The organism is Christiangramia aestuarii (assembly GCF_009735585.1).
GTDB classification, from domain to species: domain Bacteria; phylum Bacteroidota; class Bacteroidia; order Flavobacteriales; family Flavobacteriaceae; genus Christiangramia; species Christiangramia aestuarii.
The window spans coordinates 253,608-272,953 of record NZ_VJVW01000004.1 but is presented as its reverse complement, the minus strand read 5'-3'; the positions used below and the strand labels follow the sequence as shown (position 1 = coordinate 272,953).

Genomic DNA, 19,346 nt, shown 5'->3' with positions numbered 1-19,346 from the left:
TTAAATTTTTTCTAGTACAAAGTGAATATAAAAAGGTATTACAGCGAAAGCCAGCGGAACGAGTACCGCAAAAGCAAATCCGAATTTCTTGATAAACCCGTTATATTTTGGGTGATTCACTCCTAATGACTGAAAACCGCTTGAAAATCCGTGAGACAGGTGGAAGCCAATGGCCAGCATCGCAACCGCGTAAGCTATAGCCCAAAGCAATCCGTACTGCGCGTCCTGGAAGGTCTTAATCGTTAAGGTGTAAAGATCCTTAACTTCCTCGCCATTCGCGGTAGTATAGACGGTATCATCCAGTCCTCCAAATTTCATCTCTCCCCAGAACATGGTCATGTGAACCACGATAAAGGCAAGAATTACCGTTCCCAGTACTCCCATATTTCTTGAGGACCACATGGTGTTGGTAGAAGGTTTGAAACTTACATAACCCTGAGGCCTCGCTTTACGATTGTGCAGCGTAAGTAAAATTCCGTCTATCGCATGAAAGATGATACTTATATACGTTAGATAGGATAATACTTTTACGGCCGGGTTGGTAGTCATGAATAACGCGTATTCATTGAACTGGTCTCTTGCTCCTTCGCTAACCGGAATTAAGAGTTGAAGATTTCCAAAGAGGTGTCCCACTAAAAACAGGCACAGAAAAAGGCCTGTGAAAGCCATCCAGTATTTTTTCGCCAGTGATGACTTTAAAAGCGCAGATTTCGCCATAAATTTTTTGAATTATTTTGATAAAGTGCAGCAAAAATACGCTTCATTCTAATTTTTGGCAAACTTTGACTGGCTTTTTCCTATCTATTTAGAACTAATTTAAAGTACTTTATAATTTGTTGAATCTTTGAGTAAGAGAAGTTTGGAAAATGGGCCTCAAAATCCCGTACACCGGTCGTTGGGGCTTATTTAGGTTGGATTTGGGAAAAGCTTAACTGCGGCAATAGGTCAATTTTTGTAATTTCAGTCTACACTAAATCCAGCGATGAAGAAATTAACCGAAGAAATAATAAAGTCCATGTCTGAAACCTTCGAGGGGCAGCCATGGTTTGGAGATTCAGTAATGCGAAAACTTGAGAACCTGCCTTATGTGATAGGCTATAAGACCTGTATTCCTGAGTCTCATAACGTGGCCCAGATAGTTGGCCACCTTATCGCATGGAAGAGATATGCCGTCGAGAAATTAAAGGAAAATGAAAGCTATAATATCGAAATAGACACCCCGGAAGACTGGCCAGAGATCAACGTTCATTCCCAGGAAGAATGGGAAGAACTTAAAAGGGAGCTCGTGGCTGCCCAGGGAAATATCTATGAGCAACTAAATGCGAAAAAGGATGATTCTTACCTGCAGAAGAAGGTAAGTGGAAAGGAATATAATTTTGATTATCTTTTAAATGGCATCATCCAGCACGATATTTACCATATTGGGCAGATTGGCTTGATAGAAAGCCAGCTGAAAAATAAAGAAGTAGATTCGGGTGTGTTCAAAACTTAAAAACCGTTTTAAATAAATGGAATTTATAGACTACTACAAACTCTTAGAACTGGATAGGTCAGCATCCAAAGCCGATATAAAAAAGGCTTACCGGCGGCTGGCACGTAAATATCATCCCGACCTGAACCCAAATGATAAGGAGGCCCAGGCGAGATTTCAGCAGATAAACGAAGCTCACGAGGTGTTGAGCGATCCCGAAAAGCGGAAGAAATACGACGAATATGGGAAAGACTGGCAGCATGCTGAACAATTCGAACAGGCCAAAAGGCAACAGGGAGCCGGTGGTGGTTTTGGTGGAGGTTTTGGCGGAGGCGGACAGTCTTATTCCTATTCCGGAAATTTTGATGATGATACCTTTTCAGATTTTTTCGAACAGATGTTTGGTGGTAGAGCTAGAGCAGAGGGTGCCCATCGTGGAAGACATTTCAAGGGTCAGGACTTTAATGCTGAACTTCAGCTTAGGCTAAGCGATGTTTACGAAAGCCAGAAACATACCCTCACCGTGAACGGGAAGAATATCAGGCTAACCATTCCGGCAGGGGTGGAGAATGGTCAGACCATCAAGATTAAGGGTCATGGAGGACCGGGGGTACAGGGTGGACCTAAAGGCGACCTTTATATCACCTTCAAAATTCTTAATGATACCAGTTTTAGAAGAGAGAAAGAGAATCTATATGCCACCCAGGAGATCTCCCTTACCACAGCAGCACTTGGGGGAGAGATTCATGTGAATACTTTCCGCGGAAAAGTAAAGCTCAAAGTTAAGCCTGGAACCCAGAATGATAGTAAGGTCAAGCTTAAGGCTAAAGGTTTTCCGAAGTACAAAAAGGAAGGTCAGTTTGGTGATCTGTACATCACTTATAAAGTGAAGGTGCCGGAAAATCTTACGGCCAGGCAGAAAGAAATTTTTGAAGAACTTAAAAAAACGGGGATATGAGAAAGGATGATCTAATTCCTGCCGAAGAGATCTGTGTGCGCTACAAGGTGCAGCGTCAATTCATAAATTCACTTTACGAAAGTGGCATCATTGAGATCGTGGTAGAAGAAGAAACCGAATATATACATTGCGACCATCTCTCCAATTTTGAAAGGATGATGAGGCTGCACCGCGATCTGGATATCAACCTTGAAGGGCTTGAGGCGGTGAACCACCTGCTTAACCAGATAAAGGAACTGCAACAGGATAATTTACGCTTGCGCAACCGGCTGGGTCTTTACGAATAGCGGTTCATAATTTAAGAATATAGAGCATAAGCTCGTTGGGATCATTAGGGATATGAATGATCTCCCTGAAATCAAAACCGAGTTTTTCCAGCAGTTTCCTGGAACCTGTATTTTCTTTCACCACGATCGCCTTCAGGTCTTTTAGATCAAAAACTTCTTTCGCCGCTTTTTTGAGCCCGGCGGCGGCTTCAAAGGCATAACCCTTTCCCTCAAAAGCGGGAAGGAAACTATAGCCGATATCGATCCCATCTACACCCTCACGATCATATAATCCCACGCAGCCTATTTTTGTTTGATCTGATTTTCGGATTACCGTGTAACTGGAATAACCCAATCTCTCAAGCTGGGAGATCATCCTTTTTTCTATATAATTTTCGGCGTCCTCACTTGTTTTGAGCTTTTTGTCACCTACAAACTTTACATATTTAGGTGAGTTAAGCAGTTCCAGAATAAATCCTGCATCTTCAGTGGAGGTGGGGTTTATAAGCAATCTCTCGGTTTCGAATGTTTTATAGGTTACCATGGATTTTTGATGAAAAATAACAGTTTAAAGTAGGAAAAGGAGGTCTTATCTAAAATTTTAAATTCCTTTTCTAGCTATTGCATTTAAATCCTTTAATTTTGAAAAAATTGAAAAGTTTTATTTATGAAATATGATAGAATAGACTCGAAACTCTTTATAAAGAATCGCAAAAACTTCATGCAGAAGATGAAGCCGAAAAGTTTGGCGGTTTTCAATTCTAACGATGTATACCCGATTGGTGCAGACAGTACCATGCCCTTTCAGCAAAACCGTGATATCTTTTACCTGAGCGGCGTAGACCAGGAAGAAAGTATCCTGGTTCTATTTCCAGATGCGCCCGAGGAAAAACATCGCGAGATACTTTTTCTAACTGAAACCAATGAACATATCGCTGTTTGGGAAGGTGCCAAGTTAACCAAGGAAGATGCGCTGGAAGTTAGTGGCATCAAGACCGTTTACTGGATGAAGGACTTCGAAAAGATCTTTTTTGAGGTGATGACCCAGTGTGATACGGTTTATTTCAATACCAACGAACATTACCGTGCGAACCACGCTACCGAGACCAGGGATGATCGTTTCATTAAATGGTGTAAGGAGAAATATCCAGCACACCAGGTGGCTAAGGCCAATCCTATCCTGCAAAGATTGCGTTCGGTTAAGGACCCGATAGAACTGGACCTTATGCAAAAGGCCTGTGATATTACCGAAAAGGCTTTTAGAAGAACCTTGAAATTCGTGAAACCAGGTGTTTGGGAATACGAGATCGAGGCAGAATATTACCACGAAATGATAAGGAACCGCTCTCGTGGTTTTGCGTATACGCCTATCATCGCCAGCGGGAACAATGCGAATGTGCTGCACTATATAGAGAACAGGCATCAGTGTAAGGATGGGGACCTTATTCTCCTTGATACCGGCGCAGAATACGCCAACTATTCCAGTGATCTTAGTAGAACCATCCCTGTCTCAGGAAGATATTCAGACAGGCAGAAGCAGGTTTACAATTCGGTGAACAAAGTGAAGAAAGAGGCTACTAAAATGCTGGTTCCCGGAACTATGTGGAAGGAGTATCACGTTGAGGTCGGCAAAATGATGACTTCAGAATTGCTTGAACTTGGGCTGTTGGATAAGGCAGATGTACAGAACGAAGATCCGGACTGGCCGGCCTATAAGAAATATTTCATGCACGGTACCTCTCACCATATTGGGCTTGATACTCACGATTACGGAATTTTAACCGAGCCTATGCAGGCTAACCAGGTTTTCACCGTAGAGCCGGGAATTTACCTTCCAGATGAAGGCTTCGGAATAAGGCTGGAAGACGACGTGGTGATACAGGAAAAAGGAGAGCCTTTTAACCTGATGAGGAATATCCCTATAGAGATAGAAGAAATTGAAGATATCATGAACTCTTAATCCTTAGTGATTTAAGGATAATTTAAACTTCAAAATTTGCCGCGAATTCCTGAATTCTTATTCTAGGGTTCGCGGTTTTTTAATTTTAAGCATGGCAGTATTAGATTATAAAGGAGCGAAGATCCATTATTGGGATGAAGGAAGCGGGGTAAAAGTGCCGCTGGTTTTGTTACATGGTTTCCTGGAAGATTCATCGATCTGGATACCATTTGTTAAAGAACTCCAAAAAGAACGGCAGGTTATTTGCATTGATTTACCCGGTCATGGGAAATCAGCCGGAGTGGCCGAGATACATAACATGCCGCTGATGGCCAATGTGGTTCGCGAAGTCTTGCAAACACTGCAAATAAAGGAGCTTAGCATTGCCGGCCATAGCATGGGAGGTTATGTAAGTTTGGAATTTCTGAAGAATTTTCCTATGATATTAAAGAGCGTAATGTTGATTAATTCAACACCGGTTGAGGATACTGTGGAAAAACAGGAAATACGTAAAAGATCTGTTAAACTGGTCGGGAGGAATAAAGAGGCCTATATCAAAATGGCCATTACAAATCTTTATTCTGAAAGCAGCAAGGAGAATCTTGCCGAAGAAATTGAAGCTTTGAAGTCCCGTGCGGTTAATATGAAGGCTAAAAATGTGCAGGCGGCTTTAAAAGGTATGAAAATTCGCACAAATTATTTAGAAGAGCTGAAAGCCTTTGAAAAACAGAAGATAATCGTAGCCGGAAAACAGGATCCTATACTGGACTTTGATGAAATAGAGGGGGTTGCCAGGGGATGCGACTGTGAATTCATTAGCCTGGAAAACGGTCATAATTCCTACATGGAAGATCCCGATAATTTATTGAAAATTATGCATTTCATCGATTAATTAACGCTTTTTGTCGAATCATTAACTTTTTTTTATAGTTTAGTAATCTAGAAACCAGAATCTTAAGCTTATATGAATAAACAACAACCTACTTTGTTTTCATTTGCGAAGGTTTATTGCAGCGTTTTCGGTCACAAATTAAGAGTATCAAAAAACATCACCAATCATGTGCATGAGTACAGGTGTAAAAAATGCGGGATGGAGATGACCGATACCGCAGACGGCCTTCTGGCAAGACTTACCCCAAAATTCAAAGAAACCAATGCGTATCTTGCGAAGATCCACGAAAGACGCAAGCGTATTTTTCTTGCGAAGGCTTCTTAGTCTTCCTTATTTTCCATGGAATTCCAGCCCCTGGCGATCAATGGCAGTTTCTGGTTCGCCCTGGTGATAAGATGCATGCCCTCATTTTCTTCGGTCATATGACCAATCACCGTTAAATGCGGATTCCCTTTTATTTTATCGTAATCATCCTGTGAGATCGTGAACAGAAGTTCGTAGTCTTCACCGCCGCTTAACGCGATCATGGTGCTGTCTATTTCGAATTCCTCACAAACCGATATTACCGCAGGATCCAACGGGATCTTTTCCTCGAACAGGTTCGCTCCGAGTTTTGAATTCTTGCATAAGTGAATGATCTCAGAAGAAAGTCCGTCGCTAATGTCGATCATGGAAGTTGGTCTTACTTCAAGGTCTTTTAGAAGCGGTGGAATATCCTTTCGGGCTTCTGGTTTTAGCTGTCTTTCTATCAGGTAAGTATACTGGTCCAGGTCTGGCTGTGAGTTAGGGTTGGCTTTAAAAACTTCCTTCTCTCTTTCCAGTACCTGTAAGCCCATATAAGCAGCACCAAGATCTCCGGTCACCACCAGCAGGTCATTCGCTTTTGCTCCGTCTCTGTAAACCACTTCATCCTTTTCGGCAACACCAATGGCGGTAACGCTGATCAGCAGTCCCGAGGTCGAAGAGGTGGTATCACCTCCAATCACATCTACATTATACATTTTAGCGGCCAGTTGAATGCCGGCATAAAGCTCTTCTAGTGCTTCTACAGGGAATCGATTAGAAACGGCAATGGAAACTGTGATCTGGGTGGCGGTCCCGTTCATGGCGTAGATGTCTGAAAGGTTCACCATCACTGCCTTGTATCCAAGATGTTTGAGCGGCATATAAGCCAGGTCAAAATGTACGCCTTCCACCAGAAGATCTGTGCTTACCAGCGTTTGCTTGTTTTTCAGATTCAGAACCGCGGCATCGTCGCCAATAGCTTTTACGGTAGATTCCAGTTTTGGACTAAAATTCTTGGTAAGATGGTCTATCAATCCAAATTCCCCTAATTCTGAAAGGTTTGTCCTGCTTTCCTGACTATTCTCAAACATGCAATTGAATTTTAAAATGCAAAAGTACGATTATAAAATTCAATGAAGAAGAATGTGTTAAAAGCTTTAAGGTTGAAATATGCCTGAAAATGGCTTGGATCAGGGGCTGTAATCTAATTGACCGGCTCTATAATTCAATTCTTAAAACATATGCTTTGCCTATGGTAAAACACATGCTTTGTAGTATATTTGTGCCCAATTTAGAATTAATCTTTATAACTTATGATTAAAGTTAGCGAAGAGGCTAAAAGTAAAATTTCCGCCCTGATGAACGAAGAAGGTTTCAACGTTGAAGCCGATTACGTTCGTGTAGGTGTGAAGAGCGGAGGTTGTTCTGGTTTATCTTACGAATTGAAGTTCGATAAAAGCCAGGCCGAAGGCGATAAAGTCTTCGAGGACAACGATGTAAAGATCGTTGTAGACAAACGTAGTGTTCTATATCTGGCCGGAACCATTTTGGAGTATTCCGGTGGATTGAATGGTAAGGGTTTCGTTTTTAACAACCCTAACGCCCAGAGAACCTGTGGATGTGGGGAGAGTTTTTCGCTATAAAGTGAAAAAGTCTAAAGTTTAAAAGTTCTTAAAGTAGATGTCGAAGTTTAGTTCTTTCGAAGAAATAAAAGCCTGGCAACAGGCGAGGGAATTAAATTCTGAGATCTATACATTAAGCGATAAAGGTCTGTTCAAAGCAGATTTTGATTTAAAAAGTCAGATAAGAAGGTCCAGTATTTCAATAACCTCCAATATTGCGGAAGGTTTTGAAAGAGGGACAACGAAAGAATTTATTCGTTTTTTATATGTGGCTAAAGGTTCGGCCGGGGAGTTCCGGTCACAGCTTTATTTAGCACAGGATTTAAAATATATAACAAGCGAAGATTTTGAAAGGTTGAGTGCAAGGGTAAATGAGATTTCGAAAATGATCAGCGGGTTGATTAAGTACCTGGATACCACTTTGTAACTTTTAACCTTCCAACTTTAAAAACAGAATATGGCATATACTGAAGACGATTTAAAGAAAGAGCTCGAAACCAAGGAGTATGAGTATGGATTTTATACAGATATAGAGTCTGATACCTTTCCTGTGGGCTTGAACGAAGATATCGTGCGAGCAATTTCTAAGAAGAAAGAAGAGCCGGAATGGATGACCGAGTGGCGCCTGGAAGCTTTTCGCGAATGGCAGAAAATGGAGGAGCCGGACTGGGCGAATGTAAAATACCCAAAACCGGACTTCCAGAACATCTCTTATTATTCCGCACCTAACAAGAAACCAAAATACGAGAGCCTTGATGAGGTAGATCCGGAATTGCTGGACACCTTTAAAAAGCTTGGTATTTCCCTGGACGAGCAGAAAAAACTTGCCGGGGTGGCAGTAGATGTGGTTATGGATTCAGTTTCTGTAACTACCACTTTCAAAAAGACACTAGCCGAAAAAGGGATCATTTTCTGTTCAATTTCTGAAGCGATACAGGAACACCCTGAGCTGGTTAAGAAATATATCGGCTCTGTGGTGCCGAAGAAAGATAATTTCTATGCTGCCCTGAATTCGGCGGTATTTAGTGATGGTTCTTTCTGTTACATTCCGAAAGGGGTGCGTTGCCCAATGGAGCTTTCTACTTATTTTCGAATCAACCAGGCTGGAACAGGGCAGTTCGAGAGAACACTGGTAGTGGCCGATGAAGGAAGTTATGTAAGTTACCTTGAGGGATGTACTGCTCCAACCCGTGATGAGAATCAACTTCACGCGGCGGTGGTAGAACTTATCGCCTTAGACGATGCTGAAATAAAATATAGTACCGTACAGAACTGGTACCCTGGAAATAAAGAAGGTAAAGGTGGAGTTTTTAACTTCGTGACCAAAAGAGGGCTTTGCGAAAAGAACGCGAAGATATCCTGGACACAGGTAGAAACAGGATCTGCCGTAACCTGGAAATATCCAAGCTGTATCCTTAAAGGGGATAACTCGGTAGGAGAATTTTACTCCATCGCGGTTACCAACAACTGGCAGCAGGCCGATACAGGAACCAAAATGATCCATCTTGGTAAGAATACCAAGAGTACCATCATCTCCAAGGGTATTTCTGCTGGACAATCACAGAACTCTTACCGTGGGTTAGTACAGATTAACGGTAGGGCTCAGAACGCACGTAACTTCTCACAATGTGACTCCTTGTTGATGGGGAACAAATGTGGGGCGCATACTTTCCCATATATCGAGGTGAAAAACAAATCTGCTCAGGTAGAGCATGAGGCAACCACCAGTAAGATCGGGGAAGACCAGATCTTCTACTGTAACCAGAGAGGTATAGATACCGAAAAGGCTATCGCGCTTATCGTAAATGGTTTCAGTAAGGAAGTATTGAACAAGTTACCGATGGAGTTTGCGGTCGAAGCTCAAAAATTACTTGAAATTTCGCTTGAAGGTTCAGTTGGATAATTAGATCTAGAGTGAGATTTGCTATGAAAAAGTTATTTGGATTATTGCTTATAAGTTCGATGCTCTTTTCCTGCCAGGATGAGGAACGTAAGGACCTTATGGATGCTCCACAGGCCGAAAAAGTTCCCGATAGTATCCAGGTTCTGGAAGGTGAGTTCATCTACGCGGCAGATGCTGCGGTGATAAGAGGTGAGAACTTTGTCTACGGGGTGACCCTGGACTCGATGAGCCAGATACTTTCAGAAAGGATCGCGCCGCTTAAAACCGATGATTTTGAAATGATCCCGGTAACAGTGAGAGCGAAAATTCAGCCGAACCCGGAACAGGAAGGATGGGAAGAAGTGATCGAGATCCTTGAAATAGTTGAAACTCCAGAAGTAGCGAAAGTTTCAGATACGATAAAAGATAATAAAAGAAAAAATTAAATCAATCTGCCCAGGCAGATTCAGAATTGATAAACATGCTTAAAATAAAGAATTTACACGCCAGCATAGAAGATAAGGAAATCCTGAAAGGGATCAATCTTGAGATCAAACCGGGAGAGGTTCATGCAATCATGGGCCCTAATGGATCGGGTAAAAGTACTTTGTCTTCAGTGATCGCTGGTAGGGAAGAGTACGAAATGACCGAGGGAGAGATGATCTTTGAAGGTGAAGACCTTACCGAAATGGATCCGGAAGAAAGATCTCACAAAGGAGTTTTCCTTTCTTTTCAGTATCCGGTAGAGATCCCTGGTGTTTCTGTAACCAACTTTATTAAGACAGCCATCAACGCCCAGCGTAAGGCTCATGGCAAGGAAGACATGCCGGCGAACGAAATGCTGAAAATGATCCGCGAAAAGTCGGAAATGCTGGAAATAGACAGGAAATTCCTTTCCCGTTCACTGAACGAAGGATTTTCTGGAGGTGAGAAGAAGCGTAACGAGATCTTCCAGATGGCGATGCTGGATCCTAAGCTTTCAATTCTTGATGAGACAGATTCAGGTTTGGATATCGATGCCCTTAAAGTGGTTGCAGACGGTGTGAACAAGCTTAGAAGAGAAGATAACGCGGTACTGCTTATTACGCACTACCAGAGACTGCTTAATTACATCGTGCCAGATGTGGTGCATGTACTTGTAGACGGAAAGATCGTGAAGTCTGGCGGAAAAGAGCTGGCTTACGAACTTGAAGAAAGAGGATACGACTGGGTAAAGCAAGGAGCAGTTTAAATTATTCAAAATTCAGAATTCAACATTACCGAAAAGATAATCTTGAATTTGAAATTTGAACATGAAATTGAAAAAAATGGAATTAAAAGATAAATTGATCTCATCATTTTTGGCCTTTGAAGAAAGCCTTGATCCAGATAATGGGTTAGACGCTTTAAGGAACGAGGCGATCAAGGATTTTGAAAAACTTGGTTTCCCTACCAAGAAAGATGAGAACTGGAAATATACTTCACTGAATTCGGTACTTAAACACGATTACAGTTTCTTCCCTAAGAAGGAAGATGCGATCGAGTATAAGGACATCAAGAAGTATCTTATTCACGATATAGACACTTACAACCTGGTTTTCATCGATGGGATCTATTCTTCCCATCTTTCGCAAACAACTCACGATAAGATAGATGTTTGCCTGATGTCTTCGGCCTTGAACAAGGATAAATATCGTCCGGTTATCGAGAACTACTACAATAAAGTAGCTCCAAAATCTGGACTTAATGCCCTTAACACGGCATTCGCCCGTGAAGGTGCTTTTATCCACATCAATAAGAACCAATTGGCAGATAAGCCAATACAGATCATCAATTTCGCCACTGGAAATGAATCTGCTTTACTGCTTCAGCCAAGAAACCTTATCGTGGTAGACGAGAATTCTCATGTGCAGATCATCGAAAGACATCAAAGCCTTACCGAGAATCCTGTGCTTACCAATTCGGTAACCGAGATCTTCGCAGATCGTCGTGCCTTTGTAGATTATTACAAGATCCAGAACGATAAGCATTCAGCATCGTTGATAGATAATACCTTTATCAACCAGAAAGCTGAAAGCAATGTTTCTGTGCACACCTTCTCCTTTGGAGGGAAACTAACGCGTAACAACCTTAATTTCTATCAGAGTGGGGAGCGTATAGATTCAACCATGAAAGGGGTGACCATTATCGAGGATAAACAACATGTGGATCACAATACACTGGTACACCATATCGAGCCTAACTGTGAAAGCCACCAGGATTACAAGGGTATTTTTGGAGATAGCTCTACCGGCGTTTTCAACGGAAAGGTTGTGGTAGAGAAGGAGGCTCAGAAAACCAATGCCTACCAGTCTAACAACAATATCCTGGCAGACGATAAAGCGACCATCAATTCCAAGCCACAGCTGGAGATCTTTGCCGACGATGTAAGATGTAGCCACGGTTGTACCATTGGGCAGCTTGATGAGGAGGCGCTATTCTATCTTCAGTCCAGGGGTATTCCAAGAAAAGAGGCCAGGGCGTTGATGATGTACGCATTTGCTAATAACGTACTGGAAAGCGTAAAGATACCAGAGGTAAAGAAGAGGATCAATAAACTGATCGCTTCTAAGCTGGAGGTAGAAATGGGCTTTAATCTATAATATAAATTCAAAATAACTTAAAGGATGAGTCAGCAAACTCAGGCTAAGACTTTCGAGGTAGAAAAGATCCGTGAGGATTTCCCAATTCTTAACCGTAAGGTGAATGGCTATCCTTTGGTTTATTTTGATAATGCGGCCACAGCCCAGACGCCTAAGCAGGTGATGGATGCGATCGTGGATTATTACTCTAACTATAACGCCAATATTCATCGTGGCGTGCATTCCCTTTCCCAGGAAGCGACCGATAAGTATGAGCAGGCCAGGATCAAGATCCAGAAGCATTTTAATGCGGAAAAGGCCCACGAGATCATATTCACTTCCGGGACCACCCATGGAATCAATCTGGTAGCCAATGGATTTTCTTCGCTTCTATCTGAAGGTGATGAGATCCTGGTTTCGGCGATGGAACATCACTCGAATATTGTTCCATGGCAGATGCTTTGCGAAAAGACCGGAGCCAAGCTGAAGGTGATCCCTATGGATGAAAATGGGGAACTTATTTATTCTGAATTCGAAAAGCTTATTGGTCCGGCTACGACACTGGTGTTTCTTAACCATGTTTCCAATGCGCTGGGAACGGTAAATCCTATAAAGAGGATCATTGATAAAGCGCATTCTGCAGGTGCTGCAGTCCTGATTGACGGCGCACAGGCGGCACCCCATATCAAGGCCGATGTTCAGGAGCTTGATGTGGATTTTTACGTGGTTTCTGCTCATAAGATGTGCGGCCCAACGGGAGTTGGGGTTCTATACGGAAAAGAAGAGTGGCTGGAAAAACTTCCTCCTTATCAGGGAGGAGGGGAAATGATCGCCACCGTTTCTTTCGAAAAGACCACCTATGCCGGTCTGCCTCATAAATTTGAAGCCGGTACCCCAAATATCTGCGGAGGGATCGCTTTTGGAGCGGCCCTGGATTATATGAACAATATCGGCTTTAAAGAAATAGCAGCTTATGAGCATGAGCTGCTGGATTACGCTACCACAAAGCTGAAAGAGATCGAAGGCATGAAGATCTATGGGGAGGCCGCTGAAAAGACCGCGGTGATCTCCTTCAATATTGAAGGTCTGCATCCTTATGATCTGGGTACCCTGCTCGATAAAATGGGTATCGCCGTACGAACCGGGCATCATTGTGCCCAGCCGGTAATGGATTTCTTCAAGATCCCCGGGACGGTAAGAGCTTCCTTTTCATTCTATAACACTTTTCACGAGATAGACCTCTTTATAGAAGGCGTGAAAAAGGCTAAAATGATGCTTCAATAGCAAGCTTTTTCTTAAAAATTTAAATTTTCTCAAGTTTTAACATTTTCGCTCAGGCGACAAATGGGCTGGTTTCATCGATGAAATACAGGGTTTAGGTTAAGTTTTCCTGTCTTTAGCGTTAAGAAATACTTAAATATTTAGCTATATTCGACTCGTATTTTTCAGAAAAAACTCTGAAATAGTGCCAAAAAACACAAGCAAAAAACCAAACAATTAGAAAGTCGGTAATATTCTATTTTTGGCTAATACGTTTCAGAATTTTCCGACGGAAAACAATTTTTAACCCTAAAACTTTTTTTAAATGAAAAGAATCTATTTACTGGCTTCGGCCCTGACCCTTATCTTCGCTTCCTGTGAGAAGTCTTCAGAACAATCTGTAGATGAAACCCTGGCGGTTGAACAGGAGACCCTGGCCATAGCCAAGGACCAATGTGGAACGATGGGAGTGCTGGAAGAAAAAATGGCTGAAAACCCAGAATTAGCTACAAAAATGGCCGCAGTAGAGGCACATACCCAAAAAGCCCTGAGTAATGGTTGGACCAAGCGTCTGGCTGCCGATGGGAAGATTGAGATCCCGATCGTTTTCCACGTACTTTACAACAGTGCAGATGAGAACATCCCACTTTCTCAGCTTCAGGACCAGGTTACAGCCCTTAACGAAGATTTCAGCCTTAACAACCCTGGCAGAAATTCCATTCCTTCTGAGTTTGCGGCTGTAGAAGCTAACGTAGGAATTCGTTTCGTTCTTGAAGACGTAATTCGTGTAAAAACCAAAAAGCGCCAGTGGAGACCAGACGATTCCATGAAATTCTCTTCAAGCGATGGATCTGATGTGGTTAACCCACAGGAATTCCTGAACATCTGGGTAGTAAGTAATATGCCGTACCGTGGTGGTAACATCCTTGGTTATGCACAATTTCCTGGAGGAAGCTGGGCTACAGATGGTGTGGTAATGGATCACAGGTTTACAGGAACTACTCAGTATTCTACTGGTAGAACGGCCACTCATGAAGTTGGGCACTGGCTGAACCTTCGTCACATTTGGGGTGATGGTGGATGTGGAGCTACAGATTATGTAGCAGATACTCCAGATTCTGATGGTCCTTCTAGAGGATGTCCATCTTACCCAACCGTGAACTGTGGTTCTGCAGATATGACCATGAACTTCATGGACTACTCAGATGACCCATGTCTTAACATGTTTACTGAAGGTCAGAAATCAAGAATGCTTTCTGTATTCGCTAACGGAGGATTCCGTGCGACGATGGCAGACTAAGCTTTCAGTTAATAAAATATAAAAGAGGCGCCCATGTGGCGCCTTTTTTTGTAATATGCTCTTATCTAAAACCTAAAACCTATGAAATTCAGCTTTTTTACCTTTCTAATAATTCTATTTGCGGCAAACGATTGTTCCCATCAGGAAGCTGCTTCGGTTGAATCTGTAAGCTATGAGACCTTTACCAGGGGCTCTTCCACAATGTATACGCTTACTCCTGAAAATATCGAGATTAAAAGTACCGGCCTGAATGCAAGCGAGAGTTCCAGTAAGATAACTTCAGAAGAATGGAAAGAGCTTTTGAATACTATAAAGGTAATGGAAGTTTCAGAAATAAGCCAGTTAAAGGCGCCCTCAGATTCCAGGGCTTCAGATGCAGCTCTGCATGCAATTTTAAGTGTTCGTAAGAATGATACGATTTACAAGACTAATTCCTTCGATCATGGGAATCCGCCGGCTGAGGTTAAGCCATTAGTAGAGGCTATCTTAAGATTGGCAGAAAATGTTGAATAGCACTTCTTCTTATTGTACTTTTGCGTAAAATTGAAATATGACGATTCAGGAAAAACAACAGGAGGTAATCGATGAGTTTTCGATGTTCGATGACTGGATGCAGCGCTATGAATATATGATAGAGCTTGGGAAATCCCTGCCTCTTATTGACGAGAAGTACAAGATAGACGAGAACCTTATTAAAGGTTGCCAGAGTAAGGTATGGGTACATGCTGAACTTGAAGGAGATAGACTTGTTTTTACTGCAGATAGTGATGCGATCATAACCAAGGGGATCGTAGCCATCCTCATCAGAGTATTTTCAGATCAGCATCCTGCGGAGATCATCGAAGCAGACACCCAGTTCATCGATGAGATCGGGCTAAAGGAGCATCTTTCTCCAACCCGTGCCAACGGACTAGTGAGCATGATCAAACAACTAAAAATGTATGCTGTAGCATACCAAACTCAATTGAACTAAAATGGAACAGGAAATAAATACACAGGAATTAGGGGAAAAGATCGTAACTGTTCTTAAAACGATCTACGATCCGGAGATCCCTGTAGACATCTATGAGCTTGGGCTCATATATGATGTTATGGTTAGTACAGATTATGATGTAAAGATATTAATGACCCTTACCACTCCAAACTGCCCGGTGGCAGAAACACTTCCGTTAGAAGTGGAGGAGAAGGTAAAGTCTTTGGATATGGTAAAGGATGCTGAAGTGGAGATCACTTTTGATCCGCCATGGAGCCAGGATCTTATGAGCGAAGGCGCGAAGCTGGAGCTGGGGCTTTTATAAAATAGAATTATGGCGGAAGAGATTGTAAATCGAGTCGCTCAAAGTAAATTGATAACCTTTAATCTTGAGGATTACTATCCAAAAGGTCAAAGGTTTCTTTTTGATATAAGTCAGTGGCTTTTAGAGGGATTCGTTTTGAGAGAGAAAGATTTCAGGGAACAGGCTAAAGAGCATGACTGGTCACAGTATAAGGATCAGTTCGTGGCCCTGCATTGTTCTACCGAGGCCATTGTTCCTGCATGGGCCTATATGTTGCTGTCTACCTACCTCAAGCCTTTTGCGAAAAAGGTGGTGATAGGAGACCTCGAAAACCTGGAAAGTCATCTTTACCAGGAAGTCATCCAGAACATGGATGTTTCAGATCTAAAGGACAAACCGGTAATTATTAAGGGTTGTTCAAATAAGCCTGTGCCAAAAAATGCGTATATTTTCCTTATAAATAAGCTCCAACCTATCGTGAAAAGCCTGATGTATGGTGAGGCATGTTCCTCTGTACCCTTATACAAACAACCAAAAAATTAAATATGAAGAAAACTTTACTCTTAGCTTTTTCATTGCTTTTTTGCTCTGGAATTGCCTTTTCACAGGAAGAAGAAGAAAAAGATACCATCCCGAACGGCTGGCGGAAAGAAGGAACTGTACAACTGCTTTTTAACCAGTCGGCTTTTAACAAGGAGTGGACCGGCGGGGGTACTTCAAGTATCGCTGGAAACCTTTCTGTAGACTACCAGTTCAATTACAAGATGGATGATTTTACCTGGGATAACCGTATCTATGGGAATTACGGTCTTACCAAGGTGAAGGATGACGAATTTACCAGGAAGACCAGTGACCGGCTGGAATTCAATTCCATTGCCGGGAAGAATATTCAGGATTCCAATTTCTTCTATTCCTGGTTCCTTAACTTCAGGACCCAGTTCGACAAAGGATATGCGTTTAGCGAAGATCCGGATACCGGAGAAACTATAAGAACAGAGATCTCAGACTTCATGTCCCCCGCTTATTTACAGACCGGGCCCGGAATTCTATGGAAGAAAAGTGACGACCTGTTCGTGAACTTCGCACCTGCAACCGCGAGGTTCATTTTTGTAGATAAAGATTTCACTACCCGTCCTGGTTATGTAGACGGTGATTATTTTGGCGTGGACGAGGGCAAATCCATGAGGTTTGAACTTGGTGCTTCTCTAAGTGCCTATTCAAAATATGAGATCCTGGAGAACGTGAACATGGAGCACACTATATCTCTTTACTCAAACTACCTGGATAAACCAGGGAACATAGATATAGATTATCTGCTGAACGTAACTATGGGAATCAACGATTACCTATCTGCAAATTTAGTTTTCCAGGCCATTTATGATGATAATGCCGTCGGCGCTTTCCAGATAAGGGAAGTATTTGGTCTGGGAATCAATTTTGGCTTCTAGGTCTTTAGAAAATATTAAATAAAACAGGGGCCCGCAATCATTACGGGCCCTTTTTCAGTTAAATTTTTGTTGAAGTATTTTCAGTGTTAAACTGATAGCTTTGTATTGATTACCTTTGCATTTATGATTGAAAAGACCGATTTAGCTTACGAAAGAACTGTATTAGTTGGGATAGTTACCAAAGATCAGGACCAGGACAAACTGGAAGAATATCTTGACGAACTTGAGTTCCTTACTTACACGGCCGGTGGGGAAGTGGTAAATAGATTTTCTCAGCGCCTGGAACGTCCCGATCCTAAAACTTTTATTGGTTCAGGAAAGATGGAAGATGTAAGAGAATTCGCTAAAGAAAACGATATTGGGGCGGTGATCTTCGATGATGAACTATCACCGGCTCAGCAAAAAAATATAGAAAAGATCCTGAAGTGTAAGATCCTTGATAGGACTGGCCTTATTCTGGATATTTTCGCCCAGAGGGCCAAGACCAGTTATGCCAGAACACAGGTAGAACTGGCCCAGTACGAATACCTGTTACCTCGACTTGCCGGGATGTGGACTCACCTGGAAAGACAGCGTGGGGGTATCGGGATGCGTGGTCCTGGGGAGACAGAGATCGAGACCGACCGTAGGATAGTACGTGATAAGATCTCCCTGCTCAAGAAAAAACTTAAGACCATAGATAAGCAGATGGAAGTACAACGCGGGAACCGCGGGCAGTTGGTTCGTGTAGCCCTGGTAGGATATACCAACGTTGGAAAATCTACTTTGATGAACGTGATAAGCAAAAGCGAGGTGTTTGCCGAGAATAAGCTGTTCGCAACCCTGGATACCACCGTTAGAAAGGTCGTTATACGCAACCTGCCGTTCCTTTTAAGTGATACGGTAGGATTCATAAGGAAACTACCTACACAGCTGGTAGAGTCCTTTAAATCTACTTTGGATGAGGTTCGCGAAGCCGACCTTCTTCTGCATGTGGTAGATATTTCTCATCCTAACTTCGAGGATCATATCAACTCGGTAAACCAGATCCTTACCGAGATCGAGACCATTGGGAAACCAACCATCATGGTCTTTAACAAGATCGACGCCTATGAGCCGGAAAAGATCGACGAGGACGACCTTATTACCGAAAAGACTTCAGCGCATTACACCCTTAAGGAATGGAAAAAGACCTGGATGAACAGGGTAGGAGATAATGCCCTCTTTATTTCGGCCCTGAACAAGGAGAACATGGAGCATTTTCGCAAAAAGGTATACGAGGCGGTTAGGGAGATACATATTACCAGGTTCCCCTATAACAATTTCCTGTACCCCGAATACGATAAATACGGCGAGGAGAAGGAATAGCTTAATAAAGCTTTAACTGAATTTGCTGGACATCTTTTTAAATTTATAGGAACCAAAAACCTATAAATTATGAAAAAGCTTGTCATACTTGCGATATTCTTTAATTCAATAGTGCTTTCTGCCCAGTCCCTGGAAGGTTCCTGGAAACTGGTAGAAGAAAATGGGAAGGAGATCACAGATAAGGAAATCATCCGGATCTACCAGGATAATTATTTCGCTGAAGCTGCCAAAGAACTGGCTTCCAGAGAATTTCTATGGGCGCTTGGCGGTGAATATGATTACAGCAATGGTGATTATACCGCCACCCAGGATTTTAACACCAAGCTTCCCGAGGCTATTGGCGATACCCGTGACCCGAAACTCACTTTCCAAGGCGATAATAAAATAAAGATCAACGAGGTCAAAGAAGTGCAGGTATGGGAAAAGATCTCAGATAGCGAGAATTCCCTTAATGGTAATTGGGTGATCACCGGCAGAAAACGCGATGGGAAAATAGATAAAATGAAGCCCGGCGATCGCAGGACGATAAAAATACTTGGCGGTGACCGCTTCCAGTGGGTGGCCTTTAATTCTGCCACCAAAGAGTTCTACGGTTCAGGAGCAGGAACCTATTCCGCAGAAAATGGTAAATACACCGAAAATATCGAGGTTTTCTCCAGGGATAATAATCGGGTTGGAGCGAAGCTAGGATTCGATTTCCAGCTTAAGGACGGCCAGTGGCATCACTCCGGAAAAAGTTCCAAGGGAGATCCTATTTACGAGATCTGGTCACCGTACGCCTCGGCTTACTCGAAATAAT

24 protein-coding genes are annotated in these 19,346 nt (G+C 42.5%); 21 read left to right on the top strand and 3 right to left on the bottom strand.

The features are described 5' to 3' along the window. Nucleotides 1-717, bottom strand: coding sequence for a succinate dehydrogenase cytochrome b subunit (locus FLP08_RS11640; protein ID WP_156276911.1), 717 nt, complete (start codon nucleotides 715-717; stop codon nucleotides 1-3). A 265-nt stretch (nucleotides 718-982) separates the two neighbouring features. Here FLP08_RS11640 and FLP08_RS11635 point away from each other — a divergent pair, with 265 nt between their 5' ends. The 3 genes from FLP08_RS11635 to FLP08_RS11625 are packed head-to-tail and all read left to right on the top strand — an operon-like array spanning nucleotide 983 to nucleotide 2,716. Continuing rightward, nucleotides 983-1,492 (top strand): DinB family protein, encoded by a 510-nt coding sequence (locus FLP08_RS11635; protein WP_156276910.1) that lies wholly within the window; start codon nucleotides 983-985, stop codon nucleotides 1,490-1,492. A gap of 16 nt (nucleotides 1,493-1,508) precedes the next feature. Beyond that, on the top strand, nucleotides 1,509-2,429 hold the full coding sequence (locus FLP08_RS11630; protein WP_156276909.1) for a DnaJ C-terminal domain-containing protein: 921 nt from the start codon (nucleotides 1,509-1,511) through the stop codon (nucleotides 2,427-2,429). Further along, nucleotides 2,426-2,716, top strand: coding sequence for a chaperone modulator CbpM (locus FLP08_RS11625; RefSeq protein ID WP_156276908.1), 291 nt, complete (start codon nucleotides 2,426-2,428; stop codon nucleotides 2,714-2,716). The genes FLP08_RS11630 and FLP08_RS11625 overlap by 4 nt, the downstream gene beginning before the upstream one ends. A 4-nt stretch (nucleotides 2,717-2,720) precedes the next feature. On the opposite strand, the gene FLP08_RS11620 is transcribed toward FLP08_RS11625, so the two are convergent. Beyond that, nucleotides 2,721-3,239 carry a GNAT family N-acetyltransferase gene (locus FLP08_RS11620; RefSeq protein WP_156276907.1) on the bottom strand — a complete coding sequence of 173 codons (519 nt, stop codon included), beginning with the start codon at nucleotides 3,237-3,239 and terminating at the stop codon, nucleotides 2,721-2,723. Between the two features lie 123 nt (nucleotides 3,240-3,362). Here FLP08_RS11620 and FLP08_RS11615 point away from each other — a divergent pair, with 123 nt between their 5' ends. From FLP08_RS11615 to FLP08_RS11605, 3 genes are all read left to right on the top strand, one after another. Continuing rightward, complete coding sequence (locus FLP08_RS11615; RefSeq protein ID WP_156276906.1) at nucleotides 3,363-4,655, top strand: aminopeptidase P family protein; 1,293 nt, start codon at nucleotides 3,363-3,365, stop codon at nucleotides 4,653-4,655. A 91-nt stretch (nucleotides 4,656-4,746) separates the two neighbouring features. Then, on the top strand, nucleotides 4,747-5,526 hold the full coding sequence (locus FLP08_RS11610; RefSeq protein ID WP_156276905.1) for an alpha/beta fold hydrolase: 780 nt from the start codon (nucleotides 4,747-4,749) through the stop codon (nucleotides 5,524-5,526). A 72-nt stretch (nucleotides 5,527-5,598) separates the two neighbouring features. Then, entirely contained in the window at nucleotides 5,599-5,850 is a 252-nt protein-coding gene (locus tag FLP08_RS11605) for a DUF1660 family phage protein (protein ID WP_156276904.1), read from the top strand. On the opposite strand, the gene thiL is transcribed toward FLP08_RS11605, so the two are convergent. Beyond that, nucleotides 5,847-6,902, bottom strand: a complete 1,056-nt coding sequence (gene thiL / locus FLP08_RS11600; RefSeq protein WP_156276903.1) for a thiamine-phosphate kinase — start codon at nucleotides 6,900-6,902, stop codon at nucleotides 5,847-5,849. The two genes, FLP08_RS11605 and thiL, sit on opposite strands and share 4 nt — an antisense overlap. Before the next feature lie 222 nt (nucleotides 6,903-7,124). Between thiL and FLP08_RS11595 the strand changes: the two genes are divergently transcribed. The 15 genes from FLP08_RS11595 (at nucleotide 7,125) to FLP08_RS11525 (ending at nucleotide 19,345) form a co-directional block, all read left to right on the top strand. Beyond that, nucleotides 7,125-7,454 (top strand): HesB/IscA family protein, encoded by a 330-nt coding sequence (locus tag FLP08_RS11595; protein ID WP_156276902.1) that lies wholly within the window; start codon nucleotides 7,125-7,127, stop codon nucleotides 7,452-7,454. Between the two features lie 37 nt (nucleotides 7,455-7,491). Beyond that, nucleotides 7,492-7,860 (top strand): four helix bundle protein, encoded by a 369-nt coding sequence (locus FLP08_RS11590; protein ID WP_156276901.1) that lies wholly within the window; start codon nucleotides 7,492-7,494, stop codon nucleotides 7,858-7,860. A 30-nt stretch (nucleotides 7,861-7,890) separates the two neighbouring features. Then, nucleotides 7,891-9,336: a Fe-S cluster assembly protein SufB gene (gene sufB / locus FLP08_RS11585; RefSeq protein ID WP_156276900.1), complete on the top strand. Its 1,446-nt coding sequence runs from the start codon at nucleotides 7,891-7,893 to the stop codon at nucleotides 9,334-9,336. 23 nt (nucleotides 9,337-9,359) lie between these two features. Then, nucleotides 9,360-9,761 carry a hypothetical protein gene (locus FLP08_RS11580; protein WP_156276899.1) on the top strand — a complete coding sequence of 134 codons (402 nt, stop codon included), beginning with the start codon at nucleotides 9,360-9,362 and terminating at the stop codon, nucleotides 9,759-9,761. Nucleotides 9,762-9,796: 35 nt separating this feature from the next. Continuing rightward, nucleotides 9,797-10,546 (top strand): Fe-S cluster assembly ATPase SufC, encoded by a 750-nt coding sequence (gene sufC / locus FLP08_RS11575; protein WP_156276898.1) that lies wholly within the window; start codon nucleotides 9,797-9,799, stop codon nucleotides 10,544-10,546. A 76-nt stretch (nucleotides 10,547-10,622) separates the two neighbouring features. Then, on the top strand, nucleotides 10,623-11,936 hold the full coding sequence (sufD, locus tag FLP08_RS11570; RefSeq protein ID WP_156277192.1) for a Fe-S cluster assembly protein SufD: 1,314 nt from the start codon (nucleotides 10,623-10,625) through the stop codon (nucleotides 11,934-11,936). 24 nt (nucleotides 11,937-11,960) lie between these two features. After that, entirely contained in the window at nucleotides 11,961-13,199 is a 1,239-nt protein-coding gene (locus FLP08_RS11565) for an aminotransferase class V-fold PLP-dependent enzyme (RefSeq protein ID WP_156276897.1), read from the top strand. Between the two features lie 301 nt (nucleotides 13,200-13,500). After that, nucleotides 13,501-14,475 carry a zinc metalloprotease gene (locus FLP08_RS11560; RefSeq protein WP_156276896.1) on the top strand — a complete coding sequence of 325 codons (975 nt, stop codon included), beginning with the start codon at nucleotides 13,501-13,503 and terminating at the stop codon, nucleotides 14,473-14,475. An 81-nt stretch (nucleotides 14,476-14,556) separates the two neighbouring features. Beyond that, complete coding sequence (locus tag FLP08_RS11555; RefSeq protein ID WP_156276895.1) at nucleotides 14,557-14,988, top strand: hypothetical protein; 432 nt, start codon at nucleotides 14,557-14,559, stop codon at nucleotides 14,986-14,988. 37 nt (nucleotides 14,989-15,025) lie between these two features. Continuing rightward, entirely contained in the window at nucleotides 15,026-15,448 is a 423-nt protein-coding gene (locus FLP08_RS11550) for a SufE family protein (RefSeq protein WP_156276894.1), read from the top strand. Between the two features lies 1 nt (nucleotide 15,449). Next, nucleotides 15,450-15,773 (top strand): iron-sulfur cluster assembly protein, encoded by a 324-nt coding sequence (locus FLP08_RS11545; RefSeq protein WP_026914726.1) that lies wholly within the window; start codon nucleotides 15,450-15,452, stop codon nucleotides 15,771-15,773. A gap of 9 nt (nucleotides 15,774-15,782) precedes the next feature. Continuing rightward, the gene (locus FLP08_RS11540; RefSeq protein WP_156276893.1) at nucleotides 15,783-16,295 is read left to right on the top strand and encodes a DUF2480 family protein; all 513 of its coding nucleotides are present in this window, start codon (nucleotides 15,783-15,785) and stop codon (nucleotides 16,293-16,295) included. 2 nt (nucleotides 16,296-16,297) lie between these two features. Beyond that, a complete protein-coding gene (locus FLP08_RS11535) occupies nucleotides 16,298-17,200 on the top strand; it encodes a DUF3078 domain-containing protein (protein WP_156276892.1) in 903 nt (300 codons plus the stop codon). 123 nt (nucleotides 17,201-17,323) lie between these two features. Beyond that, nucleotides 17,324-18,547, top strand: coding sequence for a GTPase HflX (gene hflX, locus FLP08_RS11530; RefSeq protein WP_156276891.1), 1,224 nt, complete (start codon nucleotides 17,324-17,326; stop codon nucleotides 18,545-18,547). A gap of 69 nt (nucleotides 18,548-18,616) precedes the next feature. Next, nucleotides 18,617-19,345, top strand: a complete 729-nt coding sequence (locus tag FLP08_RS11525; RefSeq protein ID WP_156276890.1) for a hypothetical protein — start codon at nucleotides 18,617-18,619, stop codon at nucleotides 19,343-19,345. Nucleotide 19,346 lies beyond the last annotated feature (1 nt).

Excerpts from the sequence above, each read along its gene's own strand:
- sufC (WP_156276898.1), top strand. The coding sequence starts at position 9,797 with ATGCTTAAAATAAAGAATTTACACGCCAGCATAGAAGATAAGGAAATC.
- hflX (WP_156276891.1), top strand. The coding sequence starts at position 17,324 with ATGATTGAAAAGACCGATTTAGCTTACGAAAGAACTGTATTAGTTGGG.
- FLP08_RS11565 (WP_156276897.1), top strand. The coding sequence starts at position 11,961 with ATGAGTCAGCAAACTCAGGCTAAGACTTTCGAGGTAGAAAAGATCCGT.
- FLP08_RS11605 (WP_156276904.1), top strand. The coding sequence starts at position 5,599 with ATGAATAAACAACAACCTACTTTGTTTTCATTTGCGAAGGTTTATTGC.
- FLP08_RS11535 (WP_156276892.1), top strand. The coding sequence starts at position 16,298 with ATGAAGAAAACTTTACTCTTAGCTTTTTCATTGCTTTTTTGCTCTGGA.
- FLP08_RS11545 (WP_026914726.1), top strand. The coding sequence starts at position 15,450 with ATGGAACAGGAAATAAATACACAGGAATTAGGGGAAAAGATCGTAACT.
- FLP08_RS11630 (WP_156276909.1), top strand. The coding sequence starts at position 1,509 with ATGGAATTTATAGACTACTACAAACTCTTAGAACTGGATAGGTCAGCA.
- FLP08_RS11580 (WP_156276899.1), top strand. The coding sequence starts at position 9,360 with ATGAAAAAGTTATTTGGATTATTGCTTATAAGTTCGATGCTCTTTTCC.
- FLP08_RS11560 (WP_156276896.1), top strand. The coding sequence starts at position 13,501 with ATGAAAAGAATCTATTTACTGGCTTCGGCCCTGACCCTTATCTTCGCT.
- FLP08_RS11620 (WP_156276907.1), bottom strand. The coding sequence starts at position 3,239 with ATGGTAACCTATAAAACATTCGAAACCGAGAGATTGCTTATAAACCCC.
- FLP08_RS11590 (WP_156276901.1), top strand. The coding sequence starts at position 7,492 with ATGTCGAAGTTTAGTTCTTTCGAAGAAATAAAAGCCTGGCAACAGGCG.
- FLP08_RS11625 (WP_156276908.1), top strand. The coding sequence starts at position 2,426 with ATGAGAAAGGATGATCTAATTCCTGCCGAAGAGATCTGTGTGCGCTAC.
- FLP08_RS11550 (WP_156276894.1), top strand. The coding sequence starts at position 15,026 with ATGACGATTCAGGAAAAACAACAGGAGGTAATCGATGAGTTTTCGATG.
- FLP08_RS11610 (WP_156276905.1), top strand. The coding sequence starts at position 4,747 with ATGGCAGTATTAGATTATAAAGGAGCGAAGATCCATTATTGGGATGAA.
- sufD (WP_156277192.1), top strand. The coding sequence starts at position 10,623 with ATGGAATTAAAAGATAAATTGATCTCATCATTTTTGGCCTTTGAAGAA.
- sufB (WP_156276900.1), top strand. The coding sequence starts at position 7,891 with ATGGCATATACTGAAGACGATTTAAAGAAAGAGCTCGAAACCAAGGAG.
- FLP08_RS11615 (WP_156276906.1), top strand. The coding sequence starts at position 3,363 with ATGAAATATGATAGAATAGACTCGAAACTCTTTATAAAGAATCGCAAA.
- FLP08_RS11635 (WP_156276910.1), top strand. The coding sequence starts at position 983 with ATGAAGAAATTAACCGAAGAAATAATAAAGTCCATGTCTGAAACCTTC.
- FLP08_RS11555 (WP_156276895.1), top strand. The coding sequence starts at position 14,557 with ATGAAATTCAGCTTTTTTACCTTTCTAATAATTCTATTTGCGGCAAAC.
- FLP08_RS11640 (WP_156276911.1), bottom strand. The coding sequence starts at position 717 with ATGGCGAAATCTGCGCTTTTAAAGTCATCACTGGCGAAAAAATACTGG.
- FLP08_RS11525 (WP_156276890.1), top strand. The coding sequence starts at position 18,617 with ATGAAAAAGCTTGTCATACTTGCGATATTCTTTAATTCAATAGTGCTT.
- FLP08_RS11540 (WP_156276893.1), top strand. The coding sequence starts at position 15,783 with ATGGCGGAAGAGATTGTAAATCGAGTCGCTCAAAGTAAATTGATAACC.
- FLP08_RS11595 (WP_156276902.1), top strand. The coding sequence starts at position 7,125 with ATGATTAAAGTTAGCGAAGAGGCTAAAAGTAAAATTTCCGCCCTGATG.
- thiL (WP_156276903.1), bottom strand. The coding sequence starts at position 6,902 with ATGTTTGAGAATAGTCAGGAAAGCAGGACAAACCTTTCAGAATTAGGG.